This is a genomic window from Sphingomonas sp. P3_C5 (assembly GCF_056402635.1).
On the sequence record NZ_JBFUHA010000004.1, the window covers coordinates 14,585 to 32,649 of the forward strand.

Annotated in this window: 19 protein-coding genes and 1 tRNA gene; 8 read left to right on the forward strand and 12 right to left on the reverse strand. The window is 62.6% G+C overall.

Annotated elements, in window-relative coordinates:
- Window positions 1–197: 197 nt before the first annotated feature.
- Both AC1DVS_RS11350 and AC1DVS_RS11355 read left to right on the forward strand, forming a co-directional pair.
- Window positions 198–872 carry a transposase gene (locus AC1DVS_RS11350; protein WP_478023036.1) on the forward strand — a complete coding sequence of 225 codons (675 nt, stop codon included), beginning with the start codon at window positions 198–200 and terminating at the stop codon, window positions 870–872.
- Window positions 873–924: 52 nt separating this feature from the next.
- Entirely contained in the window at window positions 925–1,344 is a 420-nt protein-coding gene (locus AC1DVS_RS11355; protein ID WP_478023038.1) for a hypothetical protein, read from the forward strand.
- A 78-nt stretch (window positions 1,345–1,422) separates the two neighbouring features.
- Here AC1DVS_RS11355 and AC1DVS_RS11360 read toward each other — a convergent pair whose 3' ends face one another.
- The 6 genes from AC1DVS_RS11360 to AC1DVS_RS11385 form a co-directional block, all read right to left on the reverse strand.
- Window positions 1,423–1,758: a hypothetical protein gene (locus AC1DVS_RS11360; RefSeq protein WP_478023040.1), complete on the reverse strand. Its 336-nt coding sequence runs from the start codon at window positions 1,756–1,758 to the stop codon at window positions 1,423–1,425.
- Between the two features lie 186 nt (window positions 1,759–1,944).
- Window positions 1,945–2,313, reverse strand: a complete 369-nt coding sequence (locus tag AC1DVS_RS11365; protein WP_478023042.1) for a YybH family protein — start codon at window positions 2,311–2,313, stop codon at window positions 1,945–1,947.
- A gap of 53 nt (window positions 2,314–2,366) precedes the next feature.
- A complete protein-coding gene (locus AC1DVS_RS11370; protein WP_478023044.1) occupies window positions 2,367–3,125 on the reverse strand; it encodes an SDR family oxidoreductase in 759 nt (252 codons plus the stop codon).
- Between the two features lie 169 nt (window positions 3,126–3,294).
- A complete protein-coding gene (locus AC1DVS_RS11375) occupies window positions 3,295–3,783 on the reverse strand; it encodes a GNAT family N-acetyltransferase (RefSeq protein WP_478023046.1) in 489 nt (162 codons plus the stop codon).
- 41 nt (window positions 3,784–3,824) lie between these two features.
- Window positions 3,825–4,625, reverse strand: a complete 801-nt coding sequence (locus AC1DVS_RS11380) for an AraC family ligand binding domain-containing protein (RefSeq protein WP_478023048.1) — start codon at window positions 4,623–4,625, stop codon at window positions 3,825–3,827.
- A gap of 46 nt (window positions 4,626–4,671) precedes the next feature.
- A complete protein-coding gene (locus AC1DVS_RS11385; protein ID WP_478023050.1) occupies window positions 4,672–5,133 on the reverse strand; it encodes a hypothetical protein in 462 nt (153 codons plus the stop codon).
- Between the two features lie 207 nt (window positions 5,134–5,340).
- Between AC1DVS_RS11385 and AC1DVS_RS11390 the strand changes: the two genes are divergently transcribed.
- A complete protein-coding gene (locus AC1DVS_RS11390) occupies window positions 5,341–5,778 on the forward strand; it encodes a MarR family winged helix-turn-helix transcriptional regulator (protein ID WP_478023052.1) in 438 nt (145 codons plus the stop codon).
- Window positions 5,779–6,153: 375 nt separating this feature from the next.
- Here the strand turns inward: AC1DVS_RS11390 and AC1DVS_RS11395 are convergent.
- Both AC1DVS_RS11395 and AC1DVS_RS11400 read right to left on the reverse strand, forming a co-directional pair.
- A tRNA-Gly gene (locus AC1DVS_RS11395) sits at window positions 6,154–6,227 on the reverse strand.
- Window positions 6,228–6,419: 192 nt separating this feature from the next.
- The gene (locus AC1DVS_RS11400; RefSeq protein WP_478023054.1) at window positions 6,420–7,145 is read right to left on the reverse strand and encodes a FadR/GntR family transcriptional regulator; all 726 of its coding nucleotides are present in this window, start codon (window positions 7,143–7,145) and stop codon (window positions 6,420–6,422) included.
- Window positions 7,146–7,303: 158 nt separating this feature from the next.
- Here AC1DVS_RS11400 and AC1DVS_RS11405 point away from each other — a divergent pair, with 158 nt between their 5' ends.
- Genes AC1DVS_RS11405 through AC1DVS_RS11415 form a run of 3 tightly spaced genes read left to right on the forward strand, consistent with a single transcriptional unit; the run spans window position 7,304 to window position 9,874 of the window.
- Complete coding sequence (locus AC1DVS_RS11405) at window positions 7,304–8,191, forward strand: 2-dehydro-3-deoxygalactonokinase (RefSeq protein ID WP_478023737.1); 888 nt, start codon at window positions 7,304–7,306, stop codon at window positions 8,189–8,191.
- Window positions 8,175–8,810, forward strand: coding sequence for a 2-dehydro-3-deoxy-6-phosphogalactonate aldolase (locus AC1DVS_RS11410; RefSeq protein ID WP_478023055.1), 636 nt, complete (start codon window positions 8,175–8,177; stop codon window positions 8,808–8,810). Before AC1DVS_RS11405 ends, AC1DVS_RS11410 begins: the two co-directional genes overlap by 17 nt.
- Window positions 8,807–9,874, forward strand: a complete 1,068-nt coding sequence (locus AC1DVS_RS11415; protein WP_478023057.1) for a LacI family DNA-binding transcriptional regulator — start codon at window positions 8,807–8,809, stop codon at window positions 9,872–9,874. Before AC1DVS_RS11410 ends, AC1DVS_RS11415 begins: the two co-directional genes overlap by 4 nt.
- A gap of 12 nt (window positions 9,875–9,886) precedes the next feature.
- Here the strand turns inward: AC1DVS_RS11415 and AC1DVS_RS11420 are convergent, their stop codons facing one another.
- On the reverse strand, window positions 9,887–10,618 hold the full coding sequence (locus AC1DVS_RS11420) for an SDR family oxidoreductase (RefSeq protein WP_478023059.1): 732 nt from the start codon (window positions 10,616–10,618) through the stop codon (window positions 9,887–9,889).
- Between the two features lie 21 nt (window positions 10,619–10,639).
- Complete coding sequence (locus tag AC1DVS_RS11425; RefSeq protein ID WP_478023061.1) at window positions 10,640–11,620, reverse strand: aldo/keto reductase; 981 nt, start codon at window positions 11,618–11,620, stop codon at window positions 10,640–10,642.
- A 257-nt stretch (window positions 11,621–11,877) separates the two neighbouring features.
- On the opposite strand from AC1DVS_RS11425, the gene AC1DVS_RS11430 reads away from it, so the two are divergent.
- Window positions 11,878–12,681 carry a GDSL-type esterase/lipase family protein gene (locus tag AC1DVS_RS11430; protein WP_478023063.1) on the forward strand — a complete coding sequence of 268 codons (804 nt, stop codon included), beginning with the start codon at window positions 11,878–11,880 and terminating at the stop codon, window positions 12,679–12,681.
- 104 nt (window positions 12,682–12,785) lie between these two features.
- Complete coding sequence (locus AC1DVS_RS11435; RefSeq protein WP_478023064.1) at window positions 12,786–13,349, forward strand: hypothetical protein; 564 nt, start codon at window positions 12,786–12,788, stop codon at window positions 13,347–13,349.
- A gap of 27 nt (window positions 13,350–13,376) precedes the next feature.
- Here AC1DVS_RS11435 and AC1DVS_RS11440 read toward each other — a convergent pair whose 3' ends face one another.
- Together AC1DVS_RS11440 and AC1DVS_RS11445 are read right to left on the reverse strand one after the other, a co-directional pair.
- Complete coding sequence (locus tag AC1DVS_RS11440) at window positions 13,377–14,909, reverse strand: tryptophan halogenase family protein (RefSeq protein ID WP_478023066.1); 1,533 nt, start codon at window positions 14,907–14,909, stop codon at window positions 13,377–13,379.
- A gap of 77 nt (window positions 14,910–14,986) precedes the next feature.
- Entirely contained in the window at window positions 14,987–17,929 is a 2,943-nt protein-coding gene (locus AC1DVS_RS11445; RefSeq protein WP_478023068.1) for a TonB-dependent receptor, read from the reverse strand.
- Between the last annotated feature and the right edge of the window lie 136 nt (window positions 17,930–18,065).

Genomic DNA, 18,065 nt, shown 5'->3' on the forward strand with positions numbered 1-18,065 from the left:
GAAACGCAACAGTCGGTGCTGAGCGCCGCTTCGGTATGTATTACGGTGCCACGTGCAATAACCCCCAATTCTTGACCTGGACGAAGTCAAGAATTGTGAGTGGATACGTACAATGTTCTGTACAGATAGAGTTACGGTGAGTTACGGTGACAGTGCACTTAATTGCCATCGCCGCGCCGACCTGATAACGGGCCCGTATGGCTCGCCTGGCACGCGCAGTTTTTCCGGGGCACCCGCATCATGTCACGCAGCGAGGCAACGGTCGTGCCAAGACCTTCTTCGGCGACGAGGACTATGCGCTCTATCGCGATCTGCTCGGCGCGCATTGCGCCGGCGCGGGCGTCGAGATCTGGTCCTGGGTTCTCATGCCCAACCATGTTCACCTGATCCTGGTGCCGAAGGATGAGGACGGCCTGCGCCGTGCGCTCTCGGCGGTGCATCGTCGCTATGCCGGCCATATCCACGCCCGGCTCAAGCGTAGCGGACATTTCTGGCAAGGGCGCTTTGGCTGCGTCGCAATGGACGAGGCGCATCTCGGGGCGGCGCTTCGGTATGTCGCGCTCAACCCGGTGCGCGCGGGGCTGACGGATCAGGCAGTGGATTGGCCTTGGTCGAGCGTGCACGCGCATCTTGGCCGCATCGACGACGGCATCACGGCCACGGCGCCGATCGCGTCACGCTATCCGGATTTCGCGGCGCTGTTGGCCGCAGGCGAGGAGGACGAGATGCTGTTGCGGCTGAGAAGGGCCGAGAGCATTGGCAGACCGATCGGCGATTCCGCCTTTCTCGACAGGCTGGAGGTCGAAAGCGGGCGCACGCTCAAGCCCGCCAGACGTGGCCCACGGCAGAAGTTAAATGCACTGTCAACGTAATTTGCACCCTAACTCGATGCTCTTTGGCAGGACGATTGAAGAAAGTTGGACGATGAAGAAAAATATCGAGGGAAGCTTAGTCACGATTCCAACGGAAGGCGGCGTGGGCGTAGCGAAGGTCATATTTCTGTCCGAGTATTTCGCGGAAACGATATGTCTGAAAGTCTATAAAAAGAGGCTGCCGGATAACGGCTCGATTGGACTGAGCGATTTTTCCGGGCCGTTCGATTTATACTACTCAAGCCTCGACGGCTTCAAAAGGAAGCACTGGTCAATCGTTGCGAACGAGCCGATATCCGATGATGAAAAGGGATTGACCCGCAGAACATCGGGGGGTGAGCTCTGGGTCGAAGATACGCATCTGGGGCCTGCTACTGAAGCTGATCTAGCCGCTCTTCCGAAAATGCTGGTACATGGAGGTGGGCTGATCGAAAAGTATGTAGGCCGCTATCCCGTTGTGGTGGCTGATTAACCGCGGCGAGGATATCGGAAGGCCGCAGAGGGCCGCGTCAATTTTGAAGCGCAACAGTTGGCGCCGAACGGCAGTGTTTCAGCCCACCCGATACCCCAGCGCCGTAAACTGGCGGTCGAACCAGAAAAAGCCCGCCGCAGCAGCGAGCGCGACGATCGTCATCAACACCCAGCCGGCGCGGGTGAGGCTTTTGGTCTCGACGTTCCGATAGGGCCATTTCGCACCGCCGATGACGAAGAAAAGCCCGAACACCAGGCACGCCGGCACCAGCGCAAAAATGCGCGCGTCGTATTTGACTTCCGGCGCATGGGCATAGGCCGCCTGGAGCGGCTTCATGATGAAGAACCAGCCAAAGCCGATCCCCAGCGCAATCGCCAACAGTCCGCCCAGACGATATTGCAGATTCTTGCCCATCTTGTGCCCCGTTTCTTGTCGGATGGATATGCCGCGACGCCCCGTCGCTTGGCAAGGCGTAGACGGGCGGCGACATCACAACCAGACCAAAGGGGTTATTTAAGATGAGGTTATCGCACGGGCCGCCGCAAACCTGGGTATTCGGCCCGCTTGCGCGGCGCTGCCATGCCTAACCGGGGCACGCCCTCAGGGATATCGAGCGATCGCCGGCTGATCGATGACCCAAAGCCAGCTTCCGTCATCTTGCCGGCGAGCGACTTCGGCAGTCACCGCCCCACCCGGAAGGCGCGTTGAGGTGAGTGCCAGGTCGCCGCAGATCATCGCCGGACGCTGTTCTCCGAGGTCGAATTTTCTGCCGCTTGCGATCAGCTCAGCGTAAAATGCGCGGATAGCCGTTCTGCCCCGGGCGACCTGTCCGTCGCCGATATCGAGGATCCCATCGGGTTCATAAAGGGCGGCCATTCCGTCAACATCTCCCGCTTTCGCGCGAGAAACCAGCAGGCGCGCCAGATCCTGGGGATCGCGTACCGGCTTATGGGTTGCCTCACCATCCATTGATGGACTCCTCGAACAGGAATTCAGCGGAAGACATTGCTCCAGCCCGACGGCTACAACAGCCGCACGGACATGCCGCCATCCACGATCATTGGACTTCCGGTCATAAAGCTCGATCGGTCGGAAAGAAGAAAAAGCGCGGCCTGGGCAATTTCCTTCGCACTGGCCATCCGCTTGACGGGATGGAGGTTCGCGATGAACTCCATGGTGCTCGGGTCGCCTTCTCCTCCGCTGGGCGTGATCGTACCGCCAGGCAAAAGCGCATTTACGCGAATGCCTTCAGCCGCGTGATCCGATGCAAGGGATTGCGTCAACCCGATCAACCCGGCTTTGGAGGCCGCATAGGCGCCCATGCCAGGCATCCCACCATTGCTGAACCCGACAAAAGACGATGTGAAGACGATTGATCCCGCACCCTTTTTCTTCAACGCCGGAATCTGGGCCTTCGCAGCGAAAAAGGCCGACGTGAGATTGACGGCGATAACATTGTTCCAGTTGCTGATCTGCATATCGGGGATCGAAGTCATCTCTCCCACAACGCCCGCATTGTTGAACGCGCCATCCAGACCACCGAAAGCGGTCACTGCGAGCTCGACCAGATCGCCGGCAAAGCTTTCGTCCATGACATCCCCGGCGAGATAGACAGCCCGGCCCGGTCCTCGGTTGATGTCTTCGGTCAGCGTCGCAAGCTCCGCCGAGCGGCGCGCACCGAGGATCACATTAGCTCCCTCACTCGCAAAGAGAGATGCAGCGGCGGCACCAATACCGCTGCTTGCACCGGAAATAATGATGGTTTTGTTTTTCAATTCCATGAGTATTTACTCCTGATATTGCGTCACGAAGAGCATATGCTCAAGAAAATTTCGCATCTATCCGGTTCTTGCTTTCAAATCATCTTTCAGATTGGGCACGTCACAGGTACAGAATGGCGAAGCCTCCTGGATTTCACTGCCAGGCTTGCGAGAGAAGCCCACGGGTAGCTTAGGGACCTCGTGACAATACGACTGACATTTCGATCTGCCGTTCGGTGATTGACCAGTAGCGGCGGAGGAGGGCAGGGACCTCGGCCGGCACCGCGACGACAAAATTGTGACTCTGGTAAAAGCGAATGGCCCAATCGGCCGCCGCCCAGGTGCCAATCAGGATCGGGTGGGTGACGCCCGCGCAAAGGCTCTTGAGCAATCGGCCACCGATCCCCTGGCCCTGCCAGCCCGTGGCGACATAGGCGTGGCGGATCAGGAGGACATCGCCGACTGCCTGCTGCCCCATGACGCCGACCAGCTGGCCGCCATCGAACGCGCCGGTAAAGCGGACACCGGCAGCCAGCTCGCTCTCGAATGTGTCGGCGGCCATATAGGGGTCATGCCACAGGTCCGGGGGAAGGATGGCGCGATAGCGCTGTGCTGCATCGTTGATGATTGCGAGCATGGCGGGTTGCTCCGCGGCGACGCAAAGGCGGATATCTGACATGAAAGCTCCTTTCCGCGCTCTATTCGCGCGAAAGGGCGGCTTCAGTCTTGAACGATATTGCGGGCTGCCGCCAGGCGACCGGGCGTAAAGCCGTAACGGGCGGAAAAGGCGCGCGTCATGTGGCTCTGGTCGGCGAATCCGGCAATGGCGGCGGCTTCAGCCAGGCCGGTGCCCGCGAGGATCCGTTGTCGGGCATCATCGACACGCCGTTGAATAAGATAGGCGTGCGGAGTCAGACCGGTGGCGCGCCTGAACATCCTGATCAGCTGGAAGCGGCTGAGGCCCGCAGCGGCGGCAAGCTCGCCCAGCGACAGCGGCCGGGCGCTGTCGTCGTCGATCAGGCGGACAGCATGGCGCACTGACGACGGGTAGCCATGGTCCCGTCCCGGCCTGCGTACGCCCAGCCGCGCCAGCAGCACCGTCAGCAAGCTTTCACACAGCAACGAATCTGCCCCGGAGTCGGCGAGCTGGTCGAAGAGGCGGCGCAGGTCATGGGCGGCCCAGACATCGTGACTCGCTGGAGAGACGAATTCGTAATCCGCCGCGCTGTCATGGGTCAGGCGCATGGCATCCGCCGGATCGAGATAGATCATGCGCCACGATCGCGATCCGCCGTCCAGCGGACGGCCGTCATGGACTTCGCCGGGATTGACCGTGATGACCTGGCCGGCGACCACCTCAACCTCGCCCCGTCCGCTCAGCGATCTGTGTGCGCCCTGGTCGATAAGGCCCAGGCCATATTGATCATGGCTGTGGCGGCCGAAAGCACGGTTGGTTCGGGCCCGGACCAGGGTCAGTCCAAGCGCTGAATGGCGCGCAACGGTGAAATCGCTTGTCGTCATGCCGTCATGTCAACGATCGTCAGGAATGTCCTCGTGGTTGGCGCCCTTATGCGCAATGTTCCGCCTGGGATGCCAGCACTGCCGCAAAGGCCAGTCCGGTAACGGCAAGCGCGAAAGGCAGGCGCATGAGGCTGCGCGCCGTCCAGGCCCGGGCAGCCCTTTCGGAAACCGATTCCGGAGCCATGCGCTCGAAGGCGAGCGCCTTGGGAATGAAGTCCATGAAGGACCAAAGCCGCGTCATCACCTGGCAAGCGAAGGCGGAAAGCAGCAAAAAGCGCATGTGGCTGGACGACCAGTTGAGCGCGATCGCCGCGATCAACGTCAGCTCCAGCGCGACATGGGCCGGAATCCAGAAGCGCGTCCGCAGCACCCCACCCTGCTGCGGCTGAATCAACGATGGATTCTTCGGCCAGGCCGCATCGATGACGAGCGCTTCATACAAAGCTCCGCCAACGCCGATGGCACTCAGCAAGGCGGCAAGGCTCGCCATCAATAGGGGGAAACTCATCGCATTCCTCGATTGTCACGCTTCTGGGATTCATGGGCAGGCCGGCGAAGTCGATTCCACCGACAACCCGCCCGAACGCCGGCTGGCATCGGCCCATCGACAGCCGCGGCGGGATTATGGTATTTCTCAATGGCAAAGTATCTTGGTGACTAAGAATAAATGACTCAAAGAGAATGTCAAGCGCCTCAGGACGCCACGTCACGCCTGATGATGGCCATGCGCCAGGCCTCCGCGATCGGCGTGATATTGAGCCAGGCCGTGGCTCGGAAAGCCGGGCTGAATTCAGTCGATCTGGAATGCCTTGATTTGCTGGCCACGGGCGGCCGGGCGACGGCCGGTCAGATCGGCCAGCGCACCGGCCTGACCAGCGGCGCCGTCACGGGCCTGATCGATCGCTTGGAACGGGCGGGTTTCGTTCGCCGCACGCCCGACCTGGAGGACCGCCGCAAGGTGTTCGTCGAGGTTCTGCCCGATCGCATGGCGACACTCGACGCCCTGTTCGTTCCGGTCAACGAAGCCATGACGGCCTTGTTGCGCACCTATCCCCCGCAAGACCTGGAGCGCTTCGCGGATTTCCTGGAAAAGGCGGCCGATGCCAGCAGCGCCTGCGTCAAGATCCTGACGGAAACCCAGGCCCAGCCATGAACCGACATGGGTGTCCCTTGTGGTGGGGACATGTACAATGTTCTGTACAGATAGGAAATGTCAGTGACCCCTCATGACATTCCCAACAGGCGTGGTGACCCTGATCGCCGTCCCAACACCAGCCCGCCTCGTGATCAGAGCGCTACAGGCCCCCGACAGGCATGACAAAATTCTCCAACCCGCGGAACGCCATTTCCCGCGTTTCCCCTCGTGAAGCTCCGACGCGGCCGTCCGAATCCGTACTGAATTATGTCACACGTCCAACATCGGTGTCGTCCCGCGATGCCTCTATGGCGAGCTGATTCAAACAGCGCGACGGCTGCCGTAGAAGTCCCAATCGACAGGAGGCAAATCGATGCGCGCTGGAAGAGGAAATGGAGCGGGTGAAGGGAATCGAACCCTCGTCGTAAGCTTGGGAAGCTTCTGCTCTGCCATTGAGCTACACCCGCGTGCCGCTCGCCGAGTGGCATAATCTGCCCCGCCCGGTCAACGCCTCAATGCGGTCTCGCGTCGACATGCTTTATATGATATATATGGTTTCCGTTGGCCGAATGCCGCGCCGGCGTCGCGGCGCAAGGCAGGGATCGGCGGCACTGGCGGGGGCTAGAGTAGAGCAGATGAAGGATTTGCCGCGCGCAGTTTCAGGCCGCTACGGCCGTGCGGCTGATCACCACCATCACGTCATCGATGATATGGAGCATGGCCGCATGCGCCGCGCGCCCGTCGCGCCGCTCGATCGCGATCTTCACTGCCTCATGCGCTTCGAGATCGGCATTGCGGCCCCGGATCCGATTGGTGAAGCGGATCGATGTGCGCAGCGCCGTCGCCACCACGTCGCGGAATTGCATGAAGAAGGGATTGGCCGACGCATGCAGGATCGCCAGATGAAAGGCGATATCCGCCTCGAGCGAGTCGTCATCGCCAACATCAGCCGCGGCCATGCGGGCGAAGCCGGCGGCGATTGCGTCAAGCCCCGCCTGATCCGCCTCGCGCGCGGCAAGTTCAGCCGCCGCCGGCTCGATCGCAGTCCGCAACTCGCTGAACTGGCGCAGCAGGTCGAGCGAGAATTTCCGTTCGAGCAGCCAGCGCAGGATATCGGCATCGAACAGGTTCCACGAGCTGCTCGGCTGGACGATCGTGCCCTGGCGCGGCCGCGCGCTCAGCAGGCCTTTCGCGGTCAGCATCTTCACCGCCTCGCGCGTCACCGAGCGGCTGACGCTGTGCTGGATGGAAAGCTCGGCCTCGGTCGGGAAAGGCCGGTCGTCATAGCCGCCCGTGACGATCATCTTACCGAGATGATCGAGCATGCCATAAGTGAGGTTACGGCCGAGCGAGGTCCGCACTTCGGAGGGCTGGGGTTGGGTCATGCTCGGTTCCGCTCGCATTCGCTGAGTAAAATAATATCAATGTCATAAATGGTCGCTGCCACCCAACGCAAGGGCAGACGGTTCCAAGGGAAGTAAAGCAATGGATTTGGTGACGATCGCAAACGTCATGGCCACGGTTACGTGATCTGGTGACGAGCATGGGTGAAGCGGCCTTTCTTGCGGTCGATTGGGGCACCACCAACCGGCGCGTCTATGCGATTGACGCGGATGGCGGCGTCGTCGCGACCGAGCGGGACGATCATGGCGTGCTGGCCATCGCGCCGGGCGCCTTCGCCGCTGAGCTTGCCGGTATCCGCCAGCGTTTCGGCGACAAGCCGGTGCTGTGTGCCGGGATGGTCGGCTCGGTGCGGGGTTGGGTCGAGGTGCCTTATCTCCAATGCCCGGCCGATCTCGGCGCGCTTGCCGGCGCGCTCCATTGGGTCGGGCCGCGCGTAGCGATCGTGCCCGGCCTGTCGATCCTCGATGGCACACGGGGCGACGTGATGCGGGGTGAGGAAGTACAGCTGCTCGGCAGCGTGCCGGCCGGACTGGCGCCGTCCGACGCCTTGCTCTGCCAGCCAGGCACGCATTGCAAATGGGCCTGGATGGCGGCTGGCCGCGTCGATCGTTTCCGCACCACGATGACCGGCGAGATGTTCGCGCTGCTCCGCGGCCACAGCCTGCTCGCGGATTTCCTGAAAGGGGAGGTTGCCGATGGCCCAGCGTTCCGCGAGGGCGTCGCCGCGGCCGCCGACGCGACACTTCTCACGCGCCTGTTCGGGGTTCGCGCCGATGCGCTGCTCGGCCTGCGCGACCGCGAGGATAGCGCCGCCTTTGTCAGCGGCCTGCTGATCGGAACCGATGTCCGCGAACAGGCGCTTGCACCGGGGCAGGCAGTGCATGTCCTCGCCGATCCAGCGCTTGGTGCCCTTTATGCAGCCGCGATTGCGACGGCTGGCGGGCATGCTGTACCGGTTGACAGCCAGGCGGCCTTTGTCGCGGGGATCACCGCAATCTGGAGAATGGCCGATGCGCCTCAATTCTGACTTCGGCGCGGCGATGGCGCGGTGCCCGCTGGTCGCGATCCTGCGCGGGGTGGGCCCGGAAGAGATTGAGGGCATTGCCGATGCGCTGGTGGAAGCCGGCTTCTCGATGATCGAGATTCCCCTCAACTCGCCCGAGCCGCTGACCAGCATCGCCCGCATCGCCAAGCGTTACGGCGATGATGTGCTGATCGGCGCCGGCACCGTGTTGTCAGTCGAGCAGGTCGAGGCAGTCCGCGGCGCAGGGGGCCGGGTCATCGTCTCGCCCAACACCAATGTGGCGGTGATCGCCGCCAGTGCCGCAGCGGGACTGGTATCGCTGCCCGGCTATGCCACACCGAGCGAGGCGTTCGCGGCGATTGCGGCGGGCGCGAGCGGGTTGAAGCTCTTCCCCGCCGAAGCTGCCACCCCCGCGGTGCTGCGCGCGCAACGCGCCGTGCTGCCCGCCGATATGGCGGTGCTGGTGGTTGGCGGCATCACGCCCCAAAGCATGGCGCCATGGCTCGGCAGTGGTGCGCAGGGCTTCGGGCTTGGCTCGGCACTTTACAAGCCTGGCGACGGACCCGCGATCGTTGGCGCGCGCGCGCGTCACTTCATCAACGCATTGAAGGAACTGGCGTGAACGAGCAGGTCCTCACCACGCGACACGGCGTGCCCACGATCGCTGACGTGGCCAGGCTGGCCGGCGTCTCGACCATGACGGTTTCGCGCGTCATGAACGGCCGGGGCAGGGTCCGCGAGGACACGCGCCAGACCGTCAACGCCGCGATCTCGGCGCTCAACTACACGCCGAGTTCAGCGGCGCGGAGTCTGGCCGGCGTCAACACGATCCGCATCGGCCTGTTGTGCAGCAAGCCCAGCGGCTATCTCAGCGAGTTGCTCCTCGGCAGCCTCGAACAGGCAGGGCGGATCGACGCCCAGCTGATCGTCGAGAAATGCCAGATCGGGGATCATGAGGCAGACATTGCCCGGCATCTGATCAAGAGCGGTGTGGACGGCGTGATCCTGCCGCCGCCGCTCTGCGATTCCCGGGCTGTCCTCGACGTGCTGCTCGCGGCCGGCATACCCGTCGTGGTCGTGGCGTCCGCCGCACCTTCGGAGGATGCCCTGGCGGTGATGATCGACGATTTCCGCGCCGCCTTCGCGATGACCAGCCACCTCCTCGCGCTCGGCCATGAGCGGATCGGCTTTATCGGCGGCGACCCCCATCAGACCGTCAGCGAACGCCGCCTCGCCGGCTATCGCGCCGCGCTCGAGAGCCACGGCATCGCGCTGGATGATCAGCTGATCACGAGGGGATTGTTCACCTACCGCTCCGGTCTCGATGCGAGCGAAATCCTGCTCGATATGCCGGTTCCACCGACAGCGATCTTCGCCTGCAATGATGACATGGCCGCAGCGGCGGTCGCTGTGGCGCAGCGCCGCGGGCTCGATGTGCCGGCCGACCTCACCGTCTGCGGCTTTGACGACACCCCGATCGCAACGACGATCTGGCCAGCGCTGACGACGATCCTCCAGCCGACCGCGGCGATGGCGCGCGTGGCGGTAGAACTGCTCGGTGCGACCATTCGCGGCCGGCCGATCGGGGAAGGTGGCCGCCACCGGTCGATGGAGTTCACCCTTGTGCGACGGCAATCGGACTCAGCCCCGCGCCGCCGCCCGATCATGCGGTCCGCTAGTGGGTGATGCTACAGATCCTCAGTTGATCCAGCCGCCGTCGATGACGTGGATCGCGCCGGTGGTGAAGCTCGACTCGTCGCTCGCAAGGTAAAGCGCGAGCGCGGCGATCTCCCCGGCCTGGCCGAGCCGGCCCATCGGCTGGCGATCGATAAAGGTCTTGCGCGCGGCTTCGTAATTGCCGGTATCATGCAGCCGCTGTTGGAGCGACGGCGTGTCGATGGTCCCCGGGCAGATCGCGTTGCAGCGGACGCCCCGCCCGACGAAATCGGCCGCGACCGCCTTGGTGAGCCCGATCACTCCTGCCTTGGTCGCGCCGTAAGCGAAGCGGTTGGGGATGCCCTTCACCGAGCTCGCGATCGAGGACATGTTGACGATGGAGCCGCCGCCTTTATCGAGCATGCCAGGTAGGAAAGCACGGATGGTGCGGTACATAGCGGTCATGTTGAGGTCGCAGGAAAAGGCCCACTCCCGCTCGTCGCATTCCAGGATCGTGCCGTTATGGACAACGCCTGCGACGTTGAACAGGATATCGATCGGCCCGATCGCATTGCGTGTCGCAAGGACGCCAGCGAGATCCGTCACGTCGAGCGCCCGGCAATCGCAGCCATCGAGTCCAGCAAGCGTCGCCGGATCACGGTCGGTGGCGATCACCCGCGCGCCCTCGGTGGCGAACAGTTCGGCAGCCGCACGGCCGATGCCCTGGCCGGCGGCGGTAAGCAGAGCGGTCTTGCCGGCAAGTCTTCCCGTCATCGGGCGGCGGTCCGGTTCGCGTCAGGATACAATGCGGTTCTCCTCTTCATCGAGTGCGGCCCATAGGGCCTCAGGAATGGGCGTCGCCAGCCGGGCGATCGAAGCTGCGATCTGGTCGGCACCGACCATGCCCGGGATCACTGTCGGGACCTGTTTCTGGCGCAAGGGAAACTGGAGCGCGGCTGCGGGCAACGGCACGCCGAACCCGGCGCAGATCGCTTCGATCCGGATGGCGCGGGCAAGCACATCCGGGTCCGGGGGACGATAGTCGTAATGCAGGCCGGTGGCCGCGCTGACGCCCTCCCGCGCGAGGATGCCGCTATTATAGGGGCCGCCGATGATGACGCGTACGCCGCGCTTTTCGCAGATCTCGAACAGCGCGGTCGCGGATGTGCGATCGAGCAGGGTGTGCCGCCCGGCGAGCAGGATCAGGTCGAGATCGACACGGCCCAACAGCTCCTCGCAGATCGCGACTTCATTCACGCCGATGCCGATCGCGTCAATCGCACCAGAATCGCGGAGCGCACGCATCGCCGCATAGCCGCTGTCGAGAAAGGTGCGGAGATGTGTGGGGTGAAGTTCGCCATGCGTCATCCGGCCGAGATCATGCGCGAGCAGGATCTGGACCCGGTCGCGGCGCAAACGGCCAAGGCTCGCGTCATGCGACCGGCGGATCGCGTCAGCGCTATAGTCGAAGACCGGCTCAAAGGGATCGGCATCGACAAAGCCGTGGCGTTCGCCAGTCAGATCCGTCGGCACGAGACGCCGGCCGACTTTGGTGGAGATGATCGCGGTGCCGCGTGGATCGACCTCGGCAAGCGCGTCGCCAAGCCTGCGCTCGGCCAGGCCAAAGCCATAATGCGGTGCGGTATCGAAATAGCCGATGCCCGAAGCGAACGCCGTCGCAACAGTCTCACGCGCCTCGGCATCGCTGGTCGCCTGGTAGAGATTGCCGATCGCCGCAGTGCCCATACCGAGACGGGGAAGAGGAACGACTGTCACCACGCCCTCGCCGCTTCCGTAGCAGCGGCTGGCGCATCATCGTGCGCGACGTGGATCGACGCTGCTCCCATTTTTCTCCCCCGCGTTGTTTTCGGCGATCTGACCTTGCTACACTGGGCTGCGGGTTTGTGAAGTATGAAAACCCTTTGCACGGGTGCACGGCGCCTGCGTAAGCCAGGATATGCTGACGCCGATAGATCGGCGCTCGGTATGGAGGAAGGATGATGGGGGCTGTTGCCGCGCAAAGAGGTGTTTGCTTGAAACCCCTCGCCGCTCTCCTCGCCGGGGTGCTTGTATTCGCCGCCACGGCGGCGTCGGCGCAGGACCGGTATCAAAGCTCGCCCGAGCGGCGGGTCGTGGTCGAGAAGGACTGGGGGCCGTGGCTCGGCCCATTCCGCGCCCAGCTGGTGCCGAGCCTGATGCGCGATTTCGGCGAGCGCTATCTCTACGCGCCGGCCAACGCCGCCTTGCCCGCACCGCGGCCGGGCGAGCACCGCGTGGTCTTTCTCGGCGATTCGATCACTGATCTGTGGGAGCTGGCCCGCTTCTTCCCCGGTAAGCCTTATGTGAACCGCGGCATCGGCAGCCAGGTGACCGCGCAGATGCTGCTGCGCTTCCATCAGGATGTGGTCGCGCTGAAGCCGTCGGCAGTCGTCATCCTCGCCGGGGTGAACGACGTGCACGGCTTCCTCCAGCAGGAGACCGCGGCCCAGATCGAGACCAATTACGAGGCGATGGCGGACATCGCCGATCGTCACCGCATTCGCGTCATATTCGGGTCGATCCTGCCGGTGAACAATTATACCGACAATGCGAAGTCGATGCTCGAGGATCGCCACCCGGAGGAGCTGCGGGCGATCAACCAGTGGCTCAAGACCTTTTGCCGGGAGCGCGGTTACCAATATGCCGATTATTACAGCGCGCTGGTCGACGGTCACGGGCTGCTGCAGCGCGACCTGACGACCGACGGCATCCATCCGCTCGCGACCGGTTACGCGCGCATGGCGCCCATCGCGGCCGCAGCGGTCGCGCGGGCGCTGCGGTCGCATCGGCGCGGATAGGGCAGGAGCCTGCACCGCTTCTGCACCGGGATTCCTCGGAAGCAGTGCTTCCATTGGGGGCATTAGACGGCCTAGCTTGTCCCGAGACGCACGGAGGCAAGGCAATGGCGGGTGTTTTTCAACAGGATCGCGGTCCGCACACGCGGCGACTGAGGATAGCGGCCTGGGGCGGCGCGGCGGCGCTCATGCTGGTGCCGCTCATCGCGATGCAGTTCACCAGCGAGGTGGCTTGGGATCTGGCCGACTTCATCTTCCTCGGCACGCTTCTGCTCGGCGTCGGCGGCGCCTATGAGTTCCTGGCACGGAAGACGGGCAATACCGCCTATCGGGTCGCGGCCGGCCTTTCGCTTGCGGGGATCTTCTTTCTCGTCTGGCTGAACGCTGCCGTCGGCATCATCGGAACCGAGCGCAACGAAGCCAATTTGATGTTTGGCGGGGTAATCGCCGTCGGCGTTATCGGTGCCATCGTCGCGCGGTTCCAAGCCGTCGGCATGGCACGGACGCTGGTCGCGATGGGTCTCGCTCAGATCTTGGTGGCCGCTATCGCGCTGATCGGTGGTCTCGGCTCGACCGGACCAGTTTGGCCGAACGATGTGCTGGGGCTGACCTGCGTCTTCACCGCCCTGTGGTTCGCATCGGCTTTGTTGTTCCGAAGGGCTGCCCGATAGCTGCCGGGCCGTCGTGGCGAATGCGGGCTATGCCTCGGCGCGGCAATAATGCTCGATGAACTCCTGATGGGTCGGCAGCGCGGACACAGCCTCCAGCACGTCTTTTCTCATTTGCGACAGGCGCTTCCGGACCGCGGCCAGATCCTGGACGGCTGCGAGGGGATCATAAGCTTCCGGCATGATGCCTTGCCCCATGAACACCGCCACCCAACTCGGCTCGATGAAAAGCTGGTCGTCGAAGCGGGCAACCCGTCCCCTGCTGCGGAAAAGGTCGATCTTGTGTTGCAGCGTCTCGGGTATCGCCATCGTCCGGCAATAATTCCAGAACGGGGAATCGTCGCGCTCGGTTGCCTTGTAGTGGAGGATCAGGAAGTCGCGGATCTGCTCATATTCGAGCTGGGTCAGCCTGTTATATTCAGCAACGGCCGGCGCATCATGATCATGGGCGGGCAGCAGTGAGAGCAGCCGGAACAGCGCCGTCTGCACCATATGGATGCTGGTCGACTCCAGCGGCTCCATGAATCCACTCGCCAGTCCGAGCGAGACCACATTCTTGTTCCAGGATTGTTTCCGTCGACCCGTTGTGAAGCGAAGCAGCCTTGGCTCCGCGAGCGGCTTTCCTTCGAGATTCTGCAGCAATTCGGTGCGCGCGTCGTCGTCGGAAATGAAGTCGCTCGAAAAGACATGGCCATTGCCCATGCGGTGCTGCAGCGGGATGCGCCATTGCCAGCCCGCTGACCGCGCTGTCGAACGGGTATAGGGGAGAAGCTCGCCCTCATTCTCGGTAGGCACCGCGAGCGCACGGTTGCAGGGCAGCCAGTGCGACCAGTCCTCATAGCCGGTGTGCAGGGTCTCTTCGATCAAAAGACCGCGGAAGCCCGAGCAATCGATAAACAGGTCGCCGGCAAGCACCCGATCGCCCTCCAGGCAAACGCTCTCGATAAAACCGTCTTCGCCGCGCTGTTTGACGCCCAGGATCTTGCCCTCGACCCGCTCGACACCCTTTCGCTCGGCATAGCGGCGGAGATAGCCAGCATAGAGGCCGGCATCGAAATGATAGGCATAAGCGAGATTGGTTGCGCTTGGCGGCTGGTCGCGGCGCGGCGGCGCGAAGCGCCGCATGCGCGCGCCGACCGTCGTGGGGGAATAATCCCCAATTTCGCTGGTATCGCCGAGCTCGCGCAGCCTCAGCCAGAAATGGTGGAAGGAAACAGCCTCGATGCTCACGCCGTGCGTGCCAAAGGGGTGGAAATAGCTTTCGCCACGGCGAAACCAGTCCTTGAACTCGATGCCAAGTTTGAACGTCGCTTGTGTCTTGCGGATGAAATCCAGCTCGTCGATGCCAAGCAACTGGTTGAAGAACTGGATGGGAGGAATTGTCGCTTCGCCTACACCGACCGTGCCGATCTCGTCCGATTCCACGAGCGTGATCGAGGCATATTGTCCGCGCAGCGCGTGCCCCAGGGCGGCGGCTGCCATCCAGCCCGCTGTGCCGCCGCCAACGATCACAATTCGCCGAAGGCCTGAATCCGCCGCGTTGGTCATATGCGTCGGGAGCATAGGATGGCGATCATCTGGCTGTCCAGTTCACGCGGATGGCTCCCGTACGCGGCGGGCGCCGCGCACGGGAAACTCCATCAGAACTGACCGCGCAGCACGAAGGTGTATCGCCGATCAGTGACAACATAGTTGTGCTTGGTTCGGGCATTCGCCTGGCCGACGTCCACGATCGTGGTTGCGTTGAGCAGATTGCTGCCCTGCACACCGATCTTGATGTGCTTGTTGACGCTGACCAGGAAGGAGGCGTCGAGCTGGCCATAGCCCTCCGCCCAGGCCGGGATATTGAGGTTGGCGGCGCTGGTCGTCATCAGATAGTCGCTGCGCCAATTATACGCGGCGCGAGCCGAGATCGGCCCCTTGTCGTAAAGCAGCGCCACGTTGTAGCTCGTCTTTGACAGCCCCTCGAGCGGCAGATTGACCTTTGAATTCGCCACCTGGGTCGGGTCATAGGGGTTAGCCGCGGCGTTGCGGGCGCCGCCACTGTCCACATAAGTGAAGTTGGCCTGAGCGCCGAACCCGCTCAGCAAACCGGGCAAGAAATCGAAATAGCCGTTATAGGCCACTTCGAAGCCCTTGATCGTGCCATGGCCCGCATTGACCGGTTGCGTCGCGAGAACCGTCTTGGTTACGCCATTGTTGGTGAGGGAGATATTCTGAACGTCGTTGGTGACGAAGTCGTAGATGTCTTTGTAGAACAGCGTGCCGGTCAGGCTGCCTGTCTGGGAGAAATACCACTCGGCCGCGAGATCATATTGATTCGATCGAGTCGGCTTCAGATTCGGATTGCCGGAAAAGCCCGTGTATCGGACGACGCAATTGCCGCCCCCCGGCACACCTTCGGTGCAGGTGCCGCCAACGAGCGTTCCAGTCGTTGCGCTCACACTTGCGACCGCGGCAAGGTCGCCGAAGTTGGGCCGCACGAAGGATTGCGCCGCCGCGAACCGAAGCTGGAACTTCGGAGAGAAGCGCAGCCGAAGATTCAGGCTGGGTAGCGCCTTGGTATAGCTGTGGCTCGCCACGATCGGTGATGTTGAGCCGTTGCCGAATGCAATGTCGCTGGCGTTGGCTGCTGTCGGGATCAGTGTGACGCTGTTGAACTGGCCCAGACCCGACGCATTCACTTCGGTCCGCACAACGCGGACGCCGATGTTGCCGTCGAGAGTCGTGCCACCGGCAAAATCATGTCCGAACCGCAGTAAGCCGAAACCCGCCAGGGTTTGTTCGCTTTGAAGGTTTATGGCGCCGCCCGCATTGCCGAGCACCGAGTTTGAATAATTGCCGTTGAAAGGTGCCCAACCACCGCAACAACCCGATTTTACCGCCGCTGCAATCGCAGCGGAGGAGTAAGCATAGTTGCTTACGAACCGGCTGGTCGGCACGATGAAACCGGCGCCCGGCAGCGCGACTGACCCCCGGAAGAAGTCGGGGAACGTGAAGAACTCGGTCGCGTTCGGCAGGGAGTTTGCCGGTGTTGCAAGCCCGCCGCCCGTCCAGGGCTGGCTGACATATCCCCAGTTATAGTTGGTCTCGCGCGTCGTCAGGCTTTTGTCGGTGCCGCGAACGCCAAAGCGGAACGACTTCAGCCAATCGCCGTCGAAGCTATATTCGCCGTCAGCACGCCATGCCCATTCATGCGCTTCGTTATTGTTGTGATAATCCATCGCCGCCGAGAAGAAATAGGCAGTGGGATCCTTCAACCGGGCTGCCGGCGTCGCATTGGTGATGACCGGAATCTTGCCCGTCAAATCGATATTCGAGGCAACCAGCGGATCGTTCGTGCTCGTGAAAAGGGTGAAATCCAGAAAATCCGTCGTCGATTTCACATATTGCACATCGCCGCTCAGGGTGAGGTGATCGGATACATCCCATTTCGCATTGAGCGAATAGTCAGTCGTCTTGGAATGGCGGACATTGTCGCGCTCATCGGCCACGCTGAGGGAATTCGTTGTGCCGCCAGGGCTGTCGGCATAGGTGCCCTTGGTGAAAAAACCAGCGCTGTCATAGGTATAGGATGTGCCGGCTGCGGGGCCATTGCCGCTGCTGCCGATGCCGATAGCATGTTCGGCAACCTTCTCTGAGGCTTTCGACTGGAAGACATGCCCGGTGATCTCGAGGTTCGATGCCGGGCGCCACTGGACGACCGCGTCGAAGCCCTGGCGATCGCGATCGAAATTGAGCGTGCGATAGCCAAAATCATTGGGGGTATAGACGGTTTTGCCGGGCACCAGATCGGTCCGGGCCGTATAGGGGCCGACGGAAACCGTGTCGGTCCTGCTCACGAGCGTGGAGCTGGAGAAATCGACAAGCACGCCGATTTCGCCGATCGGGGTTTCCCAGCGGTCGCTGAGGAGAATCGATGCGGACGGCCGCCCCTTCTTGCGCAGGTCGCCATAGGTGTAATCGGCTGAGAAGGCCGCGACCAAGCCCTTTGAATCGAAAGGCATCCGCGTGCGTAGATTCACCGTGCCGCCGATGCCGCCCTCGATAAGGTCGGCGGACGGATTCTTGTAGACGTCGACGCCCGCCATCAGCTCGGACGGCACATCCGCGAAACCCAGCACACGGCCGGACTTCGCCGCGAAGCCATCGCGGCCGTTGATCTCACCGCGTACGTAGCTCAGGCCGCGGACCTGCACGCCGCTGCCTTCGACGGACAGACGATCGGCGTCGCGCGCATCCGAGAAACGGCTGATCGTAACGCCGGGAATGCGCTGGATCGCCTCAGTCACGCTGCGATCGGGAAGCGCGCCGATATCGACCGCCGTCACCGAATCGACCATTTGCTCGGAATTCTTTTTGATTGCCTGCGCGCTCTTCAGCGCGGCCCGCTGGCCGGTGACGACAATATCGTCCTGAGAGGCGGCCGGCTCTGCCGCGGCCTGAGTCGGCGCGGGCGTTTCCTGCGCCCACGCCGGAGCGCCGATCATCATCGCGGCAATCGTCAGCATTGACGCGCCGAGATAGCGCCCAGCGTGAAGCTTCGCGCGGTTTCGTTCTTGATTGTCCTCAAAGCGCGTCATGAGACCTCCCCCATTTCTGACACAATTATTCATAGGTGCGCCGGTTTTTCACCAGTCACGTCCGACTCGGATAACACTAATGAAAATCTTTTCCAAGCATGAACGGAAGATTTGTCTGAGGCTTTTTGGATGCGAT